This window comes from Erwinia papayae, from assembly GCF_058241465.1.
Map to the genome: position 1 here is coordinate 458,966 of NZ_JBZCHT010000013.1, position 20,215 is coordinate 479,180.

General features: G+C 50.3%; 17 protein-coding genes. 12 read left to right on the plus strand and 5 right to left on the minus strand.

Annotated elements, in window-relative coordinates:
• Positions 1 to 20: 20 nt before the first annotated feature.
• Genes AC3RPL_RS18350 through AC3RPL_RS18365 form a run of 4 tightly spaced genes read right to left on the minus strand, consistent with a single transcriptional unit; the run spans position 21 to position 3,308 of the window.
• A complete protein-coding gene (locus AC3RPL_RS18350; protein ID WP_034940576.1) occupies positions 21 to 245 on the minus strand; it encodes a hypothetical protein in 225 nt (74 codons plus the stop codon).
• A gap of 48 nt (positions 246 to 293) precedes the next feature.
• Positions 294 to 647, minus strand: coding sequence for an AzlD domain-containing protein (locus tag AC3RPL_RS18355; RefSeq protein ID WP_034940574.1), 354 nt, complete (start codon positions 645 to 647; stop codon positions 294 to 296).
• Positions 631 to 1,326, minus strand: coding sequence for an AzlC family ABC transporter permease (locus AC3RPL_RS18360; protein ID WP_490741079.1), 696 nt, complete (start codon positions 1,324 to 1,326; stop codon positions 631 to 633). The genes AC3RPL_RS18355 and AC3RPL_RS18360 overlap by 17 nt, the downstream gene beginning before the upstream one ends.
• 5 nt (positions 1,327 to 1,331) lie before the next feature.
• The gene (locus AC3RPL_RS18365) at positions 1,332 to 3,308 is read right to left on the minus strand and encodes a helix-turn-helix domain-containing protein (protein WP_490741080.1); all 1,977 of its coding nucleotides are present in this window, start codon (positions 3,306 to 3,308) and stop codon (positions 1,332 to 1,334) included.
• 201 nt (positions 3,309 to 3,509) lie between these two features.
• On the opposite strand from AC3RPL_RS18365, the gene AC3RPL_RS18370 reads away from it, so the two are divergent.
• Both AC3RPL_RS18370 and AC3RPL_RS18375 read left to right on the plus strand, forming a co-directional pair.
• Entirely contained in the window at positions 3,510 to 3,848 is a 339-nt protein-coding gene (locus AC3RPL_RS18370; RefSeq protein ID WP_034940569.1) for a zinc ribbon domain-containing protein YjdM, read from the plus strand.
• 227 nt (positions 3,849 to 4,075) lie between these two features.
• Positions 4,076 to 4,693, plus strand: coding sequence for a trimeric intracellular cation channel family protein (locus tag AC3RPL_RS18375; protein ID WP_261642911.1), 618 nt, complete (start codon positions 4,076 to 4,078; stop codon positions 4,691 to 4,693).
• Here AC3RPL_RS18375 and ligB read toward each other — a convergent pair.
• Entirely contained in the window at positions 4,668 to 6,359 is a 1,692-nt protein-coding gene (gene ligB / locus AC3RPL_RS18380) for an NAD-dependent DNA ligase LigB (RefSeq protein ID WP_490741081.1), read from the minus strand. The genes AC3RPL_RS18375 and ligB overlap by 26 nt on opposite strands.
• Before the next feature lie 251 nt (positions 6,360 to 6,610).
• Here ligB and gmk point away from each other — a divergent pair, with 251 nt between their 5' ends.
• The 10 genes from gmk (at position 6,611) to AC3RPL_RS18430 (ending at position 20,215) form a co-directional block, all read left to right on the plus strand.
• A complete protein-coding gene (gene gmk, locus AC3RPL_RS18385; RefSeq protein WP_261642915.1) occupies positions 6,611 to 7,234 on the plus strand; it encodes a guanylate kinase in 624 nt (207 codons plus the stop codon).
• Between the two features lie 53 nt (positions 7,235 to 7,287).
• Complete coding sequence (gene rpoZ, locus AC3RPL_RS18390; RefSeq protein WP_490741082.1) at positions 7,288 to 7,563, plus strand: DNA-directed RNA polymerase subunit omega; 276 nt, start codon at positions 7,288 to 7,290, stop codon at positions 7,561 to 7,563.
• A gap of 22 nt (positions 7,564 to 7,585) precedes the next feature.
• Positions 7,586 to 9,700: a bifunctional GTP diphosphokinase/guanosine-3',5'-bis pyrophosphate 3'-pyrophosphohydrolase gene (gene spoT / locus AC3RPL_RS18395; RefSeq protein WP_490741083.1), complete on the plus strand. Its 2,115-nt coding sequence runs from the start codon at positions 7,586 to 7,588 to the stop codon at positions 9,698 to 9,700.
• Between the two features lie 3 nt (positions 9,701 to 9,703).
• Entirely contained in the window at positions 9,704 to 10,402 is a 699-nt protein-coding gene (trmH, locus tag AC3RPL_RS18400) for a tRNA (guanosine(18)-2'-O)-methyltransferase TrmH (protein ID WP_490741084.1), read from the plus strand.
• The gene (gene recG, locus AC3RPL_RS18405; protein ID WP_490742088.1) at positions 10,399 to 12,480 is read left to right on the plus strand and encodes an ATP-dependent DNA helicase RecG; all 2,082 of its coding nucleotides are present in this window, start codon (positions 10,399 to 10,401) and stop codon (positions 12,478 to 12,480) included. Before trmH ends, recG begins: the two co-directional genes overlap by 4 nt.
• A gap of 956 nt (positions 12,481 to 13,436) precedes the next feature.
• A complete protein-coding gene (locus AC3RPL_RS18410; RefSeq protein ID WP_490741085.1) occupies positions 13,437 to 14,474 on the plus strand; it encodes a glycosyltransferase family 2 protein in 1,038 nt (345 codons plus the stop codon).
• Between the two features lie 11 nt (positions 14,475 to 14,485).
• Entirely contained in the window at positions 14,486 to 15,778 is a 1,293-nt protein-coding gene (locus AC3RPL_RS18415) for an oligosaccharide flippase family protein (protein ID WP_034940550.1), read from the plus strand.
• 13 nt (positions 15,779 to 15,791) lie between these two features.
• Complete coding sequence (locus tag AC3RPL_RS18420) at positions 15,792 to 16,787, plus strand: glycosyltransferase family 2 protein (protein WP_490741086.1); 996 nt, start codon at positions 15,792 to 15,794, stop codon at positions 16,785 to 16,787.
• Between the two features lie 300 nt (positions 16,788 to 17,087).
• Entirely contained in the window at positions 17,088 to 18,413 is a 1,326-nt protein-coding gene (locus AC3RPL_RS18425) for a nucleobase:cation symporter-2 family protein (protein ID WP_490742089.1), read from the plus strand.
• 119 nt (positions 18,414 to 18,532) lie between these two features.
• Positions 18,533 to 20,215, plus strand: coding sequence for an AsmA family protein (locus tag AC3RPL_RS18430; RefSeq protein WP_490741087.1), 1,683 nt, complete (start codon positions 18,533 to 18,535; stop codon positions 20,213 to 20,215).

The following is a 20,215-nucleotide window of genomic DNA, read 5'->3' on the forward strand; positions in this document are numbered from 1 at the left end:
ACCATTGTAAGCGCAGGCTTTTATTCATCATCACACTGGCCCGCAACGACATAAAAACGATCCCGCTCCCGAATCACCTTAGTCTGGACATTTCCACAGTCCCACACCAGATGAAAGAACTCATCGGTAGTCACCTCCCAGTCAAGTCGGATACGGCTGTAATCTCCCTTACACAACATATTGCTGGCCTCACTGAAACAAGTCGCGCCAGTTTCATCAGAAAACCTCTGTTGGCTTTGGCTCATTTAATGCTCCTCAGATTTAGGTTAATCAGCAAACTGTACCAAACACAGCTATATGGTAAGGAACCACAGACCTGCACCATACATCGCTACTCCGGCAATCACCGCAATACCTGGATTTCTGGTAAAACGCAGTGCCGCCAGTGTTATTACAATCCCCATTCCGTAACACATTACCCTGCCGTAACCAGAAGCCATGGCCTGCTGAACGCCGGGGATCAAAGTAACAATCATAATGGCGGCCAACAGCGACGGCCCCAGCGCGGAAAAAACGGGCGAGTTCTGATCCGCTTTTTTATCAGCCTGCACCCGTTTATTAAGCATAAAAGGCAACGAGCGTAACAACCAGGTCACCATGCCCATTGCTATTATCGCCACCCACGCCTGATCAAAGTGCATAGTCATTCAGCTTTCCTCTGACAAACACCGCGCAACAACCACAGAGCGCGCCAGCAATCAGCGCCAGCGCCGTTAATCCATGCAGATACAGCACGCCTGCCACCACCACAGAGACAATAATCGGCATACGATGTCGTGGACTGAAACTTTCCTGGACCAGCACCACAAACAGTGCAGGTAAAGCAAATGGCATGGCTTCTGCCAGCAATGGCACAGCCTTACTGAGCTGAGTTCCGGCTACCACGCCTGATACCGTTCCAAGCACCCATGATAAATAACTGAATATTCCCAACCAGCTCAGCCAACTACTGCGAGAAGCCATCACGATGTCCGGCATCCTGACAAGCGCCGTGGCAAAAACTTCATCGGTCAGCGTGGTGGCGGCCAGCAGTTGCCTGCGCAACCCTGCCGGCAGTTGACGCACCATGACCGCCCCATATAGCAGGTGGCGAACGTCCATCAACGCGCACAATCCAAGCACCAGATACCACGCCGTACCGGCCTGCATGGCAGCCAGCAATACAAACTGGCTCCCCCCGGCAAAAATAAAAGCGGACATCGCCACCACCATTGTGCCAGGTACGCCGTTAACCACTCCCGCCATGCCAAAGGCGAAAGCAATCGGCAGATAGCCGGTAACCACCGGTAAGGAGGCAAGCAGCGCCTGTTTAGCCGTTTTTTTCATCCGGCTCACAGCGCCTTTAAAACAAACAGATGCGTTCCGGCACCGCCGTCTGTTCGTCCGCAGGTTGCATAAAGGCGACGGTGATGCTGAATGCTGAACCCGGCAGTCATCGCCAGATCGCAGAAGCAATCCGGTGAAGTCTTTTGTTCGACTTCATAGTCGAGTCCGGCAACCAGCGCTTCCAGCTCAAGAATATGAAAGCGATAAAAGACCTGTAGGGAATCAGCAGGCTGCGGCGGCAAATTCAGGCTGTGCAGCGCTTCAAGAAGACGACGGCAGCGGTACTCAGCCCGCCCTTCGTCACCGGTACGGGCTTCAAATAAGGCCTGAGGGACGTCCTTACGCAACATATGAACCAGACGTCGCTCATCCAGAGAGAGCTCACTCACTGAAACAGACACCAGCGTATCGGCGATATATTGCAGATGATGCTGCATCAGATTAATTTTTCGCTGCCTGATGCCGGAAAAAGGGCTAATCATTTCGTCAGAGACAACAAAGATGCCGCCTTGCGCCAGCTGTCGTCTGGTTGCACCAAGAAAGGCCAGCGTATCCAGGTGATGCGAAGCACCAACTGAAATAGCCACATCGAATGGCCGGTCTGGCGGCGGAAGATCGGTAATACTGCCTTTACGGGGATACACATTGGGAGAGTCTTTGAACAGCTTTTGTAAATGATTAAACGCCGTTTCACTCGGGTCCACCGTGGTAACCTGAAGTTCTGGCAACAACTCCAGCAACATCTTCAACGGCAATCCCGGACCGGTACCAATATCAATGACCCGCGCCGCGCCAGAAAATTGATAACCGACCAACTGCTGCGCAATCGCTACGGACTGTTTGGCATAGGCAGGATGTACCAGCTCCCACACCGCATAGCCATCGACATCAATCCGGTCTTCAAACAGCACGGTGTCATTGTCTCGTCTGGCCGTAGGTGTCACCTCATAACAGGGCGCAGCACGCAGCGGCACACAGGGGTGACCATTACGGGTCAGCACTTCGGCGGCGAGACTGGACAGGCAAATGGTATCTGAGCGCACCAGGCTTTGCAGTCTGTCGTAAGTCGCAGCATCCAGCCCAACCCAGGGTGAAATAGCGAGGTTGCACAGCGCCACTGCCTGCTGCAATAACGGGTTTTCTGGCATTCCCTCATCAAGCCGCGCATGACTTCCCTCACGTGAGAGACAAATTAATTTTGGTCCCTGATCCTCAACATAAAAGGTCTGCATCCCCGGCGATTCCGGTAATAATCGCTGTCGAATCTGCTCTTCAGCGCGACTGATATCCTCACAGTCAGTAAAGCAAAGCCGTACAGCGTTTATTCCCTGACGGCTTTCCAGCGCCAGACGTCGAAACTGTTGCTGTAAACCGGACCAGTCATCTTCCGTATCCGGCCATTCACGATAAATGTCATGTTCTCCAGGTGCAGCCTCAGCCAGCGTAGGATAGATAACACTGACCATCATGGAGGTTTGTTCATCAAGGCTTTGATAGAGGTGGGGGGTGTCACTGGCGAAACTACAACTTTTACCCGCGCTCAGGAAAACCGGTTCCGACTGAGGCCCGGTAAGCGCACGTCCTTTCAGCACCACCACATTCTCCTCAACGCCGGGCATATGTGCTTCTGCAAGGCGTTTGGTATGCGGGGCCATTTCCATGACGTAGGTTTCAATAACAAAGGGAGAAGACTGTTTGTTAATCAGGCGAACGCTGACGCCAGACGAACTGGACTCAACCGACTGGTCCTGTTCCTGAGAAATCAGCTCACCGAACGTAACACCAAGAGCATGTGCCAGTCGCCAGACGGTTTCAATCGTTGGATTACCGCGCCCGGCCTCAATGCCGGAAAGTGTCGCCTTACCGATACCACTAGTTTCAGCCAGTCCGGACAGTGAAAGCCCACGCGATTTCCTCACTCTCGCAAGGCTCAATGAGACTGACTGACGAAACTCACTGGACAATAATAACGAATCTTCCATAACAGCCGCTCCTGAAATTAACTCATTCGTTCTTTATAAGGACCAATGTCGTTCCTTATAATGAACGATGTTACTGGCTGTCAATTGTTTCACCGAAAATTCATTATTACGCTACCTCAGGGCCAGGTTAGCAGTAGGTTTCCAGCGGGCAAAAGGCTAGAATGCCCCCCTTTTCGTTATGGATTAAACCGGAGACTTATCATGCAAACGCTCCCCCCGTGCCCCAGGTGCCAGTCTGAATATGCCTGGCAGGATGGTACGCTTTTAAATTGCCCTGAGTGCGGGCATGTCTGGACTGATGGCGCAGAAGCAGCAACAGAAGATGCGTTAATCGTAAAAGATGCCAACGGCAATCTGTTAGCCGACGGAGACAACGTGACCGTGATTAAAGATCTGAAGGTCAAAGGCAGCTCCACACCGTTAAAAATCGGTACCAGAGTTAAAGGTATTCGGCTGGTTGAAGGCGATCACAACATTGACTGCAAAATTGACGGCTTTGGTCCGATGAAGTTGAAATCTGAGTTCGTTAAGAAAAACTAACCCGCTCTTTTGCTGTATACAACCTGTACGATTTGTTTCGTTTCGCTGACGCTGGCGAACGAAACAAAACCACGGTCGCTTTACTCTCTCTGCCAGCAGTCATCACCGTGCTTTGATTTGCCGCAGGCGCAGCAAGTCGTTTTTCAACTACATGTCACCGGACAATTATGATTGTCACGGCGGGTTGTCAGGTAAACTAACGTCATCATGATTTTCGGGTTCAGACTATGTTACTAACTGTGCTCTACATTATTGGCATTACGGCCGAGGCAATGACCGGCGCACTGGCAGCGGGTCGACGTAAGATGGACATGTTTGGCGTCATTATTATCGCTTCCGTCACCGCAATAGGCGGCGGCTCGGTGCGCGATATCCTGTTGGGCCACTATCCGCTCGGTTGGATCCAGCAGCCGATATACATAATCATCGTGGCAGTCGCCGCCGTGCTGACCACCCAACTTGCCCCGCTGATGCCCCACCTGCGTAAAACTTTTCTGGTTCTGGACGCGTTAGGCCTGGTGGTGTTCTCCATTATTGGCACTAAGGTGGCGCTTGATATGGGCCACGCCTCAATTATCGCTGCAATATGTGCGGTGATCACCGGCGTATTTGGTGGCGTTCTGCGCGATATGTTTTGCAACCGTATCCCTCTGGTGTTTCAGAAAGAACTGTACGCAGGCATCGCTTTCGCCTCTGGCTGGCTCTACATTCTGCTGCTGAAAACCCCCCTTTCTCATGAGATAGTGGTCATCATCACCCTGCTGTTTGGATTTATTGCCCGCCTGCTGGCACTGCGCTATAAACTTGGGCTGCCCGTCTTCAATTATCCGCATTCTGAACATTGAGCGTTGGTCGCCAATCGCCCTGCAATCCCTCAATCAGTACCTGAACCTGACGATGCTGCAAAAAAGCGACGATCTTTCCGGCAAGTTTTTCTCCGATTCCCGGCAACTGCTGCCATGACTGCTGAGTGCGGGCAAGCAGTGTCTGCCAGTTATCATCCTTCATGGCATTAAGCGCGCCATCAGGCACGGGCACCCCCAGTGCTTTTACCCAGCGTTTGAAAGGCTGTTGCTGACTGAGAGTAAACTGGTGATAAAGCTTGTAGGCCTGATGCGCTGTTATTCCTTCGGTCCGGGCCAGTTGCTCTTCGGACAATGACTGCCAGGAAAAAAGATGCGTCAGCTTTCCGGCCTGTATTAAACGCTGCCAACTGCTTCGGCTGATGCCGGTCATCGATAACACCGCAGGACGGCTTAACCAGACCAGTCTGGAGAGAAATTGCTCACGACATTCGGGCGTGTAGGTCAGACAGCTTACTACATTGAACTTCTCCTGGTCAGGCATCTCCGGAGGCTGACGATCGGCAACCCGCCAGACAACGCCATCCACTCGTGGTATCCCCTGGCCGGCGAGGCTAACGATAACCTGATCGCCAGGCACAATGTCAGCGGAACGCCAGCTTTTCAGTGACCCCGCACTTACCCTGCTGACTTTTTTGTCATCAAGTTGTACCGGAACCAGATTCAGCACTACGCTGAGTTTTCCGCTGCGCCCCACAGAAAACGCCACAGAACGAACCTCAGTGCTGACTTTCCGTGGTGAATACTTCCAGGCAACGGACCAGTTGTTCTCGCCAGGCTGCCAGTGTGCCCCGGCTACCGGCGCGCCGTGGATAACCACGCCATCGGTGACGAAAGGTAATGCCTGTTGGAACCAGCGATCGCGCCAGGCCGCCACCTCATCAGCAGAGCTTACCGGTTCGCTCCAGTCAGCAGCCAGGCCAAAGCCCGCCTCGCGTAACAGAGAGAGTCGTTCAGTCATCTTTTCAGGCCCGTCTGGCCATGCCCAGATAAACACGCCCAGCTTTTGTAAAACAGTCGGGTTCGCCTTACGCCTCATCGCGCCTGCAACAATACTACGAGCATTAACCCCTCCCATGGCTGACTGACGATGATCATCCATCAGCAGAAATAACTCCCCCTGCAACGTCAGAGAGTCATCCTTAAAAGGTATCGTCACAGGAACAGACGGGATCTGTTTTGCTTTATCCGTCCAGTCTTCACCCCGCAATCCATTACCGCGGCTGATCATCCTGACCAGCGAACCATGCTGGTAGTGCAGCGTAACGGCGACACCATCAATCTTCGGCTGAACCCAGAGCGCCTGTTTTCCTGCCATCCACCGCTCAAGGGCATGCTTATCCGTCAGCTTCTTAACCCCAACATGAGCAACGGGATGAAGAACCTTACCGGTGGTACTCAGCTCCGACTGGCGAACAGCGCTCTGTGGGTGAAAACAGCCCTGCCAGGCGTGAAACTTTTTTTCCAGCGCATCGTAGTGTTCATCCGTTACTTCACTACTCCCTTTTTGATAATAAGTCCGATCCCAGTCACTTAGCTGTCGCGCCAGCAAGGCCATCTCATGTTCTGCCCGGACTGCGGTCCATACCGGACATTGCCCCTCGGCTACTCCGCACCACAGAAGGCACAAAATAATGATGTTACGCATCGCCAACTTCTCCATGTTGTCTGCCAGCGACATTAAAGAGGCAAAATCAGGCCGTGGCGACGGCAAACACAGATTTATCAGAGCGGGCTCGAAAACAATTTCTCTGTAGTTTGTAACACCACATTGTCATCGCGAGATGCTTTCCATAATCAGAGAAATAGTGCTGCAAAACGCCTGAAACGCTGTATGAAAGGGGCCAGCCGTGTATACTGTGCAGAATTCGCACTCTGACTGGCTAATCAACAATAATCATGGCTCAAGGCACGCTCTTTATTGTTTCAGCGCCCAGTGGAGCAGGTAAATCCAGCCTGATCCATGCACTGCTGAAAACTCAACCGCTCTACGACACTCAGGTTTCCATTTCCCACACCACAAGAGGAATGCGGCCGGGTGAAAATCATGGTGAACATTACTATTTCGTCTCCCATGACGAATTTCGCGGCATGATTGAGCAACAGGCCTTTCTGGAACACGCCGAAGTCTTTGGTAATTATTACGGCACGTCCCGCAAAGCCATTGAGCAGGTACTCTCTACCGGCGTGGATGTCTTCCTGGACATTGACTGGCAGGGCGCGCAGCAAATTCGTAAGCAAATGCCCCAGGCCCGTAGTATTTTTGTTTTGCCGCCATCGAAGGATGAGCTCGATCGCCGCCTGCGAGGGCGTGGTCAGGACAGTGAAGAGGTTATAGCAAAACGTATGGCCCAGGCGGTGGCAGAAATGAGTCACCACGCGGAATACGATTACCTTATTGTTAATGATGATTTCGATCTGGCGCTGTCCGATCTGAAAACCATTATTCGCGCCGAGCGTCTGCGAATGGGGCGGCAAAAGTCCCGTCACGATGCTTTAATCAGCAAACTGTTGGCAGACTGAGGACAACTCAGTATGATGCCCAGTCATTTCGTCACCCGTGGAGTATCACACTTATGGCACGCGTAACCGTACAGGACGCAGTAGAAAAAATTGGTAACCGTTTTGACCTGGTTCTGGTCGCCGCCCGTCGCGCCCGTCAGATGCAGGTTGGCGGTAAAGATCCGCTGGTTCCGGAAGAGAACGATAAATCAACCGTTATCGCACTGCGTGAGATCGAAGAAGGACTGATCACTAACCAGATTCTGGATGTTCGTGATTGTCAGGAACAGCAAGAGCAGGAAGCCGCAGAGTTACAGGCCGTTACCGCTATCGCTGAAGGTCGTCGTTAATCATCAGCCGGAAGGCTCGCCCTTGTACCTGTTTGAAAGCCTCAATCAACTGATTGAAAAATACTTGCCTGAGGAGCAGATTAAGCGCCTCAAGCAGGCTTATATTGTCGCACGTGATGTTCACGAGGGACAGACGCGCTCCAGTGGCGAGCCCTACATTACCCATCCGGTTGCCGTGGCCTGCATCCTGGCGGAAATGAAGCTCGACCATGAAACACTCATGGCTGCGCTCTTACATGACGTTATCGAAGATACCCCCGCCACCTACCAGGACATGGAACAGCTGTTTGGTCAGACCGTGGCAGAGCTGGTCGAAGGGGTCTCCAAGCTCGATAAGTTAAAGTTCCGTGACAAAAAAGAGGCTCAGGCCGAAAACTTCCGCAAAATGATCATGGCAATGGTGCAGGATATCCGCGTCATTCTGATCAAACTGGCTGACCGCACACACAATATGCGCACGCTGGGTACCTTACGCCCGGACAAAAAGCGCCGTATTGCGTTGGAAACGCTGGAAATTTATAGTCCACTGGCTCATCGCCTGGGCATCCATCACCTTAAAACCGAGCTGGAAGAGCTGGGTTTTGAAGCGCTTTATCCCAACCGTTACCGCGTCATTAAAGAAGTGGTAAAAGCCGCCCGTGGCAACCGTAAAGAGATGATCCAGAAAATCCTCTCTGAAATCGATGGTCGTTTGCAGGAAGCAGGTATTGCCTGCCGCGTCAGTGGGCGAGAGAAACATCTCTATTCGATCTACTGCAAAATGCATCTGAAAGAGCAGCGTTTTCATTCGATTATGGATATCTATGCTTTCCGGGTGATAGTCAGCGATGTGGATACCTGTTATCGGGTGCTGGGGCAAATGCACAGCCTCTACAAACCCCGTCCGGGTCGGGTCAAAGATTATATCGCCATCCCTAAAGCCAACGGCTATCAGTCCCTGCACACCTCAATGATCGGCCCACACGGTGTGCCGGTTGAAGTGCAGATCCGTACGGAAGATATGGATCAGATGGCAGAGATGGGGGTAGCGGCGCACTGGGCTTACAAAGAACAGGGTGAGAGCAGCACCACGGCGCAGATTCGTGCTCAGCGCTGGTTGCAGAGCCTGCTGGAGCTACAGCAAAGTGCGGGCAGTTCTTTTGAATTTATCGAAAGCGTGAAATCCGATCTGTTTCCTGATGAGATTTACGTTTTTACCCCGGAAGGTCGCATCGTCGAACTGCCAGCCGGCGCGACTCCCGTCGACTTTGCCTATGCCGTGCATACCGATATCGGCCATGCCTGCGTTGGTGCCCGCGTCGACCGGCAACCTTATCCGCTTTCCCAGGCACTGACCAGCGGGCAAACCGTTGAAATTATTACCGCGCCGGGCGCACGCCCGAATGCGGCATGGCTAAACTTTGTCGTCAGTTCCAGAGCGCGAGCAAAAATTCGTCAGCTGCTGAAAAATCTTAAGCGTGATGATTCGGTCAGTCTTGGTCGTCGCCTGCTGAATCATGCGCTGGGAGGCAGCCGGAAGCTGGCTGAAATTTCACCAGAGAGTATTAAGCACGAGCTGGAACGCATGAAGCTGGCGACGCTGGATGATTTGCTGGCTGAAATCGGCCTGGGCAACGCCATGAGCGTGGTTGTGGCCAAAAATCTTCAGCAAAGTGAACAGCCTGCACCTGTCGCACCCACCACCTCATCGCGTGGTAAGTTACCAATCAAAGGTGCAGACGGGGTATTGATCACGCTGGCCAAGTGCTGCCGCCCTATCCCTGGCGATCCGATTGTTGCCCATGTCAGCCCCGGTAAAGGCCTGGTAGTCCATCATGAATCCTGCCGTAATATTCGTGGCTACCAGAAAGAGCCTGAGAAATATATGGCAGTAGAGTGGGATAAGGTCACCGAACAGGAGTTCGTCGCGGAGATCAAAGTGGATATGTTTAATCACCAGGGCGCACTGGCAAACCTGACCGCTGCGATCAACACCGCAGGATCCAATATTCAGAGTCTGAACACGGAAGAGAAAGATGGCCGTGTTTACTGTGCTTTTATCCGTCTGACGGCCCACGATCGCGTTCATCTGGCAAATATCATGCGTAAAATCCGTGTGATGCCTGACGTGATTAAAGTTCACCGCAACAGAAACTAGTCGATGAATGCTCAACGCTATGCGCGCATCCTCGAAATGCTGGCCGCCCGCCAGCATGATCTGACCGTTTGTATGGAGCAGGTTCACAAGCCTCATAATGTCTCAGCCGTGATCCGCACGGCTGATGCGGTCGGGGTGCATGAAGTTCATGCTGTCTGGCCTGGTTGCCGGATGCGCACCATGGTTTCCACCGCAGCAGGAAGTAACAGCTGGGTGCAGGTGAAAACGCATCGCAGCATTGCAGAAGCCGTCAGCCTGCTTAAAGGTCGGGGAATGCAAATCCTCGCCACGCATTTATCTGATAAAGCCGTCGATTTCCGTGAGGTTGATTATACCCGCCCGACCTGCATTCTGATGGGACAGGAAAAAACCGGCATCACTCAGGAAGCACTGGATCTTGCCGATCGGGACATCATCATTCCTATGGCTGGCATGGTTCAGTCGCTGAATGTTTCGGTTGCCTCAGCGTTGATCCTTTATGAAGCGCAGCGTCAGCGACAAAATGCCGGAATGTATCAACGCGGCGAGAGCATGCTTGAGTATGCTGAGCAGCAGCGCCTGCTGTTTGAAGGAGGGTATCCGGTGTTGGCTCGCGTCGCCAAACACAAAGGGCTGCCTTACCCGGAAATTAACAGCATGGGTGAAGTGGTTGCCGATGCTGAATGGTGGGCAACAATGCAAGCTTCGGTACGCAGAAAATGAAAGGCCGCCTGCTGGATGCTGTCCCCCTCAGCACACTGTCCGGCGTTGGCGCAAGTCAGACCGCAAAGCTCGCCAGACTGGGCCTGGTGACCGTACAGGACCTGCTGCTGCATCTCCCTCTGCGCTATGAAGATCGCACTCAGCTTTATGCCATCAACGATCTGCTGCCGAATATCTTCGCCACCGTTGAAGGTGAGGTATTGCAAAGCGATATCACTTTTGGTCGTCGGCGGATGCTGACCTGCCAGATTAGCGATGGGACTGGCATCCTCACCCTGCGCTTTTTCAATTTCAATGCCGGAATGAAAAACAGCCTCGCGGCCGGTCGCCGGGTGACGGCTTATGGCGAGATTAAGCGCGGCCAGCGCGGTGCTGAAATTATCCATCCGGAATATCGTGTGCAGGGCGAGAACGGTGGCGTGCAATTACAGGACACGCTGACGCCTGTCTACTCCACGACCGAAGGCGTTCGCCAGGCCACGCTGCGTAATCTTACCGATCAGGCCCTTGAGCTGCTCAATACCTGCGCAATTGCCGAACTGCTGCCATCCGAACTCAGTAAGGGCATGATCAGCCTGCCGGAAGCATTGCGAACCCTGCATCGCCCACCACCTGATATGGCTCTGGCCGATCTGGAGAGCGGGACGCATCCGGCACAGCGCCGCCTGATTATGGAAGAGTTACTGGCTCATAATCTGAGTATGCTGGCGGTACGGGCTGGCGCCCAGCGTCACCACGCCCTTCCACTGCCTGCCCGGCATGAGCTGAGCGATAAATTGCTGGCTGCGTTACCCTTCCGCCCGACGAGGGCTCAGCAACGTGTCGTCGGCGAGATTGAGCAGGATCTGGCACAGAATTACCCGATGCTACGGCTGGTACAGGGCGATGTCGGCTCCGGGAAAACCCTGGTTGCGGCCCTGACCGCACTCAATGTGATTGCCTGGGGAAAACAGGTAGCGCTGATGGCACCGACAGAACTGCTGGCTGAACAACATGCCAGTAACTTTCGTCAGTGGTTTGCGCCTCTGGGTATTGAAGTCGGCTGGCTGGCTGGCAAACAAAAAGGCAAAGCTCGTCAGGCACAGCAGAAAGCGATTGCCAGTGGACAGGTTTCGATGATCGTCGGCACGCATGCGATTTTTCAGGAGCAGGTGCAGTTTAACGGCCTGGCGCTGGTCATCATCGATGAGCAGCACCGCTTTGGCGTCCATCAACGTCTGGCCCTGCGTGAAAAAGGAGAGGAGCAGGGTTTCCATCCGCACCAGTTGATCATGACCGCCACTCCCATCCCTCGCACCCTGGCCATGACTGCCTATGCCGATCTGGATACCTCAACCATTGATGAACTGCCGCCAGGCAGGACGCCGGTCACTACCGTGGCGATCCCGGATACGCGTCGAACCGAAATTATTGAACGGGTTAAACGAGCCTGTACCGATGAAGGACGCCAGGCATACTGGGTGTGCACCCTGATTGAAGAGTCAGAGCAACTGGAGGCTCAGGCAGCAGAAGCCACCTGGGAAGAGTTAAAACTGGCACTGCCGACACTACAGGTTGGATTAGTCCATGGCCGGATGAAGCCCGCTGAAAAACAAAACATTATGCAGGCTTTCAAACGCGGGGAGATCCATCTGCTGATTGCCACAACGGTAATTGAAGTGGGCGTCGATGTCCCCAATGCCAGCCTGATGATCATTGAGAATCCTGAGCGACTGGGCCTGGCCCAGCTACACCAGTTACGGGGGCGTGTGGGCCGCGGCTCTGTTGCATCACACTGTGTACTGCTTTATAAAACTCCCCTGAGTAAGGGAGCACAAAAACGCCTACAGGTGCTGCGTGACAGTAATGATGGCTTCGTCATTGCACAGTGCGACCTGGAGATTCGTGGACCTGGCGAACTACTGGGTACCCGACAGACGGGTAATGCAGAATTTAAAGTTGCTAATTTGCTTCGCGATAGCGCAATGATCCCGGAAGTTCAGCGTATTGCCCGACATATTCATCAACACTATCCGGAACAGGCCCAGGCATTAATTGAGCGCTGGCTGCCGGAAACAGAGCAATATAGTCATGTCTGACTGACCACAAGCCGTTATTTTATATAATGCAGTGGCCCACCTCACAGAATATTCAAAATGGCCCATGTTTCCTTTATGAAAATTAATCATTTCAGACATGGGGAAATTCTTGTTTTCCGGCCCACCCATTGACGTAAAAAATACCATCTGTAATATCGCGGAAGAAAAATAATAACAGAGAATAAGCAGACATCCGGATATATCTTTTGAGGCCATTGTTACAGACCGCTCTGGCAAGATAAGCGCTGAGATTAACTGGCGATCGGTCGAGCGTTGCCAGGCCCGGTTATTTATTGAGATTGACAGTAATAATGAGGTGCCGAGTTGCTTTATGCCACCGTGTTTTGATGAAATTATTTCGTCAGAATGGCTGGCGCATTTCATCAGATGAAGAGCCTGTCTTTTTCACCATTAAGATGACAGCATGGCATTAATCCTGGTTTTTAATTAAAAACGGTTTCCTTTGCATCACGGTTAATTCAGAGCCTGGTCCACCAGGCATTATTGCCGCAGCCAGTCTGGAGACGGAAAGCGCGCAGAAACCGGAGCGTACGAGGAGTATGTGAGGATTCAGAACACTGCCCGGGTTCAGAATGGCAAGTAAACCAGCCCTGATTGGCAAGGCTCTCAGAAATACCGTGGCATTTATAAAACAATGCCGGATTAATACCATTTTTATTAATAGTAAACATCCTGATTTTAGTATTGAGCAAACTGGTAGCTACAAGCCAGGGCGGTAGCCTTGCTTTAATATTTAATGGCCTTTCCCATCGTGGCATTTATCTTAATAAAAATGTCATGATTGAATAATTCACTCTCAGGTCTGTTTTTATCTTCAGAATAAAGACACCCAGGAATAAACTCAAAAAAGCATTTTTTCTGTTAAATGATGGGGCGGATCCTGAGCGAAGTGATAACTTTGCTGAGTAAAACTGACCAAACTTCCTGACAACGTAATGCACGCAATATCTGCGCCTTCAGGTTTTATTGGCCAGACCATTTTCAGAGGTAACATGATCAACAACTCATCAGATGTTTTATTCAGCCTGATTGTACCGGTGTACAACGCAGCCCAATATCTTGAAACATGTATCGACAGCATTCTGCAACAACGTGTTGGTCAGTATGAGATTATCATCGTTGACGATGGCTCTACGGATAACTCTCTGATGATAATTGAAAAATATAAAGATAATCCAGGTATCAGGGTGGTGAGTAAACAGAATGGCGGTGTTTCTTCAGCACGTAACCACGGCCTGGATATTGCCAGAGGCGATTACATCAGCTTTGTTGATGCTGATGATTTCCTGCCTGAAGACACCTTATCGACCTGGCTCCGATTGATGCAGGATAAGGTTTGCATGGTTGTTGGCCAGTCGGCGGGCTATACCCACGATGGTATCAGGATGTCGAGTCCTGTTACATCGGAGGCCAGCAAGACGCTGAGCTGTACCGATGCGATAAATGAACTGTTATATTTGAATCCTAAATATGGCGTTTGTGACAAGATCTTCCGGGCAGACATTATCAGATCCAACAATTTAAGATTTAATGAAAACATTGCTAATTTTGAAGATCTCCTTTTTGTTGTTCATTACCTCTATCTGGCAGGGCAACAGCAGGTGGTTTTCTCAGAAAGTATTATCTACAACTACAGGTATTCTTTAGATTCGGCAACCCGAACCACGCTGAAGGAAAAACATTTTTCTTTTGCCACCTCTTTTACAGAAATGAAAAAATATCTTCGACCTGAAAACAAAAAATTTTACTATCACATATTCCTGAAAATAACAGCATCTTATATTGCCCGGGGGATAAATTCCGGGGAATTCAGTCCTTCCTTTATCGCCAACTATATTGCTTTGTATCGAAGTAATTTCAGATCTTATTTTTTTTCAGGCCTGATGTGTAAAGCGAGCACAGGATATCTTACTCTTTTTTATCTTTCCCCTGGTCTGATAGCACAATTACGTAAGATAAAAAAAGACCGTTAACGAGGCAATTGATGAAAGATAAAATAAAAAATTCATTATGGATGATTTCTGAGAAAATTATCGGCATATTCGGTCTGATTTTTGTCACATCCTTCGTGGCCAAATATGTTGGACCTGAAATATTTGGCATTATGTCAATATCTATGCTTGTGTTCCAGTTTATCCAGTCAGTTTCCATTATGGGTAGCGATGTCATTTTACTTAAAAGGATTTCAAGAAACAGGAATTCAGGCATAAAACTTATGCTGTCGACATTTTTCCTGGTGTTGACTACCTATCTTATTCTTTCCATTATTGGCATGGTGGTAATGAAAGAGCATATGACATCAGATGCTCTGGTCTTTATTTTTGCAGCCGCGATAGCCTGCCTTTTTTCAGCCATCGATTTAGTCAATGTCTACAATGAGGCTACCTTAAACGCCAGGCTTAACGTTATCGCTAACGTTACGGGTTTGCTCATCAGTCTGTCATGCCGGTATATCATTTCTTACCTTGAACTGGATCCTCAATACCTGTCGATTCCGATTGTGTTAGTTACCGCTGTCCCCTTCCTGATTAAAACAATCTGGTTCATGTTACGACATGGCGAAACATCTGTACCAGGAGCAAAACATGTAAAAAAATACTCCAGGTATATGATGGCTTCAGGTGGTACGCTGATTTTTTCCATTATCGCCGTCTCTTTATATACCCGATTTAATCAAATCAGCGTGTCATATTTTCTTGGGGTAAAAGAAGCCGGGATATTTTCTGTCGCATTGACATTATCAACAGCCTGGACATTTTTGCCTTATGCATTGCTGGCCTCTTTCTACCCCTCTTTTTTTTCGGAGAAAGATCCTGAAAAAACCATCATCAGGATCCAAAGGCTGCATCTGATGGTTCTTGGCGTTTCCGCCATTATCATTCTGAGCATCCATCTGCTCGCGGGACCATTTATCAATTATTTTTATGGCCCGGCTTATCTTGATGCGGTTAAACCAACCTTATATCTGAGCTTTGGTGCGATGTTCGCCATCTTTAGCAGTATCATGGACAGATTTATTATCAAGTATAATGGATACCGTTTTCTGGTTAAGAAAACCTTCTTTGTTCTGGTTATCTGCCTTGTATCTTCAGCACTGTTTGTACCCTTGTTCGGACTGAATGGTGCAGCACTTAGCGTAATTATTACTGAGTTCTGCTCTTTCTCTGTCCTCAATTACTTCTTTTCTGCTCAACCCGTCATCACCATTCATAAAGTCTTTATCAACCCGAAAAAATTATGGTTACTTTTTTACGATCTTAAACACTCCAGAGAATAAAAGTGGATTCAACATGAATGAAAAAATTATGTTCAGTATAGTTATTCCTGTTTATAACGCTCAGAATACAATCCATCGGACCCTGCTCAGTGTACTTAATCAGAGTTACACTAACTATGAGGTTGTTATTGTTAATGATGGTAGTACAGACAAAAGCGCGACTATTCTTGAGGAATTTAATGGCCATAAGCAAATAAAGGTCATCCCTCAGGCTAATGGCGGCGTGAGTTCAGCAAGAAATACAGGTTTAAAAAACTGTGTAGGTGAATACGTTATCTTCCTCGATTCCGATGACTGGGTTGATGATAACTTCTTGCTTATCTTTAAGGAAAACCTGAACAGCTTTAAAGATAACTCAGTGGATTTTATTATTGGCAACCTCAGAGACGAACGAATCAAGCCTGTTACTCAATATGGCTTTTTCAGCGCAGAGGATATTCCTGAAATAATAGGCGAACTGGAGGTTACCGATAATATCGGCTACTTACACAACAAGTGCTACAGAAAAAAAATCATCGATGATTCGGGGATGTGTTTTCAGGAAGGCGTTTCGATGAGCGAAGACCTGCTGTTTAACCTGCGCTATATCTGCCACGTTAATAACTTGCTGGTCATCAGTAGCTCCTCATATCATTATGAGAATCTCTCTGGATCCCTCTCGAAAAAGCGAGTGAGTCACGACGAGTTGCTGCTACGTAAGAAACATCTGGCAGATACCTATGATGCGATCATAAAGAAATACAAAAACAGCAATCTTAAATATTTTATGAAAGGCATTTCCCGGCGAATGCTGGCACTGGATATGCAGATTGTCACCTCGATGTATTATTCTTCTTTTCCACAATCGGGAATTCTCGCAGAGATAAAAAATCTGAAAAAAAGAAAATATCCAAAAGGTATTTTTAACCTGCTCAACAGAAATGAAAAAGTGAAATTCTTCATCATGCGACTTAACAGTATATCTGCCTATTATGCTTTGGGTATTCTCTACAGAATGCATTTTTTCTGAGCTGTAAAGCTGCCTTCAATACCGCATCCCGCTTTGTGAAAAAATAATACCGACACTGTTTTACGTTGCTTTCAATGTGAATGCAGCGAGGTTACCGCTGTCTGTTACCTCGCTGGCATTGTACTTCGCCCCGCATCACTCTCTGACCAGACTTAATGAGACATATGTCACAGCAATCGTTTGCTTTTACTTTGTACACCATTAAAATCGTTTCTTTGTTCATCAGAGAACAGTGCGAATGTCGATCAACACCCCTGAAGCTGATATCCCACCATCTGTTGTTTCAGTTAAAAAAACGAGCTGATTTACCAACTGGAAGACAGACCGCCTTTGCCGCAAACTTTATTTGCTGCCTGTCAGCATTTACTGGCTATGTTTGTCGCCGTCATCACTCCGGCACTGCTTATCTGTCAGGCGCTGGGGCTACCTGCCCAGGATACTCAGCACATCATCAGCATGTCGCTGTTTGCTTCAGGACTGGCTTCCGTTTTACAGATTAAGACCTGGGGTCCCGTCGGCTCCGGCTTATTATCGATTCAGGGCACCAGTTTCAACTTTGTGACGCCGCTGATTATGGGAGGGATGGCCCTGAAGAATGGCGGAGCCGATCTAAAGACGATGATGTCCGCACTCTTTGGTACGCTGATGCTGGCTTCCTGTACCGAGATGCTGCTATCCCGTTTTCTACACCTGGCCCGCCGCGTCATTACACCACTGGTTTCGGGCATTGTGGTGATGATTATTGGCCTTTCGCTGATTCAGGTTGGCCTGACCTCAATTGGTGGAGGTTTTGCTGCGATGAGCAATCACACCTTCGGTGCCCCCAAAAATCTGTTGCTGGCAGGCGCTGTATTGTTGGTGATTATCCTGCTCAACCGCCAGAAAAATCCTTATCTGCGCGTGGCCTCACTGGTGATTGCCATGGCAGTCGGCTATTTACTGGCCTGGCTGATGGGGATGCTGCCGGAAAATACCACGCCATCTGACCAGACGCTGATTGCGGTGCCCGTGCCGTTTCACTACGGCTTGAGTATTGACTGGAATCTGCTGATCCCGCTTATGCTGGTTTTTATGGTCACCTCTCTGGAAACCATCGGCGACATTACCGCAACGTCCGATGTCTCTGAGCAGCCGGTGAGTGGCCCGCTGTATATGAGGCGACTGAAAGGCGGCGTGCTGGCTAATGGTCTTAACTCCTGTGTCTCCGCGCTGTTTAACACCTTCCCTAACTCATGCTTTGGTCAGAACAACGGCGTCATTCAACTGACCGGCGTAGCCAGTCGCTACGTTGGCTTTGTTGTCGCGCTGATGCTGATTGTTCTGGGGTTGTTTCCGGCAGTAAGCGGTTTTGTGCAGCATATTCCAGAGCCGGTGCTGGGCGGTGCCACTATCGTCATGTTCGGCACCATCGCTGCCTCAGGTGTGCGCATCGTGTCGCGCGAGCCATTGAACCGCCGGGCAGTAATGATTATTGCTCTGTCACTGGCCGTGGGCCTGGGTGTTTCACAACAACCGCTGATCCTGCAATTTGCGCCTGAATGGCTGAAGACGCTGCTTTCTTCCGGCATCGCAGCAGGCGGGATTACTGCGATCATTCTTAATCTGGTCTTCCCGGAAGAAAAATAATCTCTTCTGTGACAATGACGGCGGTTAATCTGTGGGCTGCCGTCGTCATCTGCCGGTTGAGCTTCAATGACAAATCAGGCATAACAGTCCTTCGCTGAACATGCTAAGGGACGGATGCAATGAAATTTATCGGAAAAGTTTTGCTGACCATCGCGCTGGTGTTGCTACTGACACTGATTGCGATATACCTGCTGTTGCAAACTCAGTGGGGAGCCAGCTGGCTAAGCCGCACCGTCAGTCAGCACAGCCGTTATCAGCTCGCGTTCTCAAAACTGGAACATAACTTTTCAGATCCGGGCCACGTTATTCTGGATGATGTCGTTTTCGGCCTTAAAACAGAGCCTGCGCAGTTGGTGGCGAAGAAGGTCGATCTGGGGCTCAGCAGCCTTCAGTTTTCTGAACCGCTGCATTTTTCCAGTATCTGGCTGGAAAACGGCATCCTTAATACCAGTGACCACAGCCACCCTCTTCCTCTCTCTGCCGATCGTCTGCAACTGAATCAGATGGCTGTTAATAGCCCTGAAAGCAAATTACCATTCAGCGCTCAACGGGTTGACGGCGGTATTCTGCCGTGGCGACCACAGCCGGGTGATTTTATGGGTAAGGATGCCAGTTTCCAGATGAGTGCCGGATCGCTGAAGGTAAAAGACATTGCGGCAACCAACGTCCTGTTGCAGGGGAAGCTCAGTCATAATCAACTGCTGATTAGCAATCTGGGTGCCGATGTGGCGCTGGGGTCAGTTACCGCCAGTGCACAACGGGATGCTGAGGGGCACTGGCAGGTGTCTGGTCTGCGATTAAACAGTATTCGTCTTCAGAGTGAACAGTCACTTGCTGATTTCCTCGCTCCCTTACTCTCGTTGCCAGAGGCTCATTTTGATCGCATTGAGGTGACCGATGCCCGTCTCGAAGGAAGAGACTGGGCGATAACCGACCTCGATCTGGCGTTGAAAAATATCACCGTCCGCGAAGGGAAATGGGAAAGCAAAGAGGGATCGCTGTCGATGAATGCCAGCACCTTTGTTAATGGCAGCCTGCAACTGAACGACCCTATCGTTAATCTGACTTTTTCTCCTGAAGGCGTTGCGCTTAACCAGTTCAGTTCACGTTGGGTGAACGGCTTAATCCGGACATCCGGGCACTGGACGCGCAGTGATAAAAAACTCACTCTCGATGAGCTGGCCGTGGCCGGACTGGAGTACACACTGCCACAAAACTGGCGTGAGCACTGGATGGCTACCCTGCCGCAATGGCTGGAGAGTGTGCAGGTAACGAAGTTTGCGGCAAATCGTAATCTGATTATCGATATCAATCCGGATTTTCCCTTCCAGCTCACCTCGCTGGAGGGCAATGGCAGCAACCTGCTGATGGCGCGTAATCATCAGTGGGGCATCTGGTCAGGTAATCTGAGTCTCAACGCCGCAGAGGCAACCTTCAACCGCGTCGATGTGCGCCATCCTTCCATCAGTCTCAACGCCACTGACAGCAATATTAACGTTACGGAAATGAGCGCCTTCACCCACGACGGAATGCTGGAAAGTCTGGCGACACTCTCTCAACAGCCACAGCGTGCCCTCTCCTTAACACTTAACGGTCGTGAAGTGCCGGTCAATCTGTTGCACGACTGGGGATGGCCGACGCTGCCACTGGAGGGGAAGGGTAACGTGCAGCTGAAAATTCAGGGAAGTCTGGCAAACGGTGCGCCGTTAAAGCCATCGGTCAATGGCACTCTCTCAGCCACGGCTGGCGATAAAACCGTTCAGCAGACCATGATTGGTGGTCAGGTGGCTGGCGCGCAATGA

Excerpts from the sequence above, each read along its gene's own strand:
- AC3RPL_RS18375 (WP_261642911.1), top strand. The coding sequence starts at position 4,076 with ATGTTACTAACTGTGCTCTACATTATTGGCATTACGGCCGAGGCAATG.
- trmH (WP_490741084.1), top strand. The coding sequence starts at position 9,704 with ATGAATGCTCAACGCTATGCGCGCATCCTCGAAATGCTGGCCGCCCGC.
- AC3RPL_RS18410 (WP_490741085.1), top strand. The coding sequence starts at position 13,437 with ATGCACGCAATATCTGCGCCTTCAGGTTTTATTGGCCAGACCATTTTC.
- AC3RPL_RS18370 (WP_034940569.1), top strand. The coding sequence starts at position 3,510 with ATGCAAACGCTCCCCCCGTGCCCCAGGTGCCAGTCTGAATATGCCTGG.
- AC3RPL_RS18350 (WP_034940576.1), bottom strand. The coding sequence starts at position 245 with ATGAGCCAAAGCCAACAGAGGTTTTCTGATGAAACTGGCGCGACTTGT.
- AC3RPL_RS18355 (WP_034940574.1), bottom strand. The coding sequence starts at position 647 with ATGACTATGCACTTTGATCAGGCGTGGGTGGCGATAATAGCAATGGGC.
- rpoZ (WP_490741082.1), top strand. The coding sequence starts at position 7,288 with ATGGCACGCGTAACCGTACAGGACGCAGTAGAAAAAATTGGTAACCGT.
- recG (WP_490742088.1), top strand. The coding sequence starts at position 10,399 with ATGAAAGGCCGCCTGCTGGATGCTGTCCCCCTCAGCACACTGTCCGGC.
- ligB (WP_490741081.1), bottom strand. The coding sequence starts at position 6,359 with ATGCGTAACATCATTATTTTGTGCCTTCTGTGGTGCGGAGTAGCCGAG.
- AC3RPL_RS18415 (WP_034940550.1), top strand. The coding sequence starts at position 14,486 with ATGAAAGATAAAATAAAAAATTCATTATGGATGATTTCTGAGAAAATT.
- AC3RPL_RS18360 (WP_490741079.1), bottom strand. The coding sequence starts at position 1,326 with ATGAAAAAAACGGCTAAACAGGCGCTGCTTGCCTCCTTACCGGTGGTT.
- AC3RPL_RS18430 (WP_490741087.1), top strand. The coding sequence starts at position 18,533 with ATGAAATTTATCGGAAAAGTTTTGCTGACCATCGCGCTGGTGTTGCTA.
- AC3RPL_RS18365 (WP_490741080.1), bottom strand. The coding sequence starts at position 3,308 with ATGGAAGATTCGTTATTATTGTCCAGTGAGTTTCGTCAGTCAGTCTCA.
- AC3RPL_RS18420 (WP_490741086.1), top strand. The coding sequence starts at position 15,792 with ATGAATGAAAAAATTATGTTCAGTATAGTTATTCCTGTTTATAACGCT.
- gmk (WP_261642915.1), top strand. The coding sequence starts at position 6,611 with ATGGCTCAAGGCACGCTCTTTATTGTTTCAGCGCCCAGTGGAGCAGGT.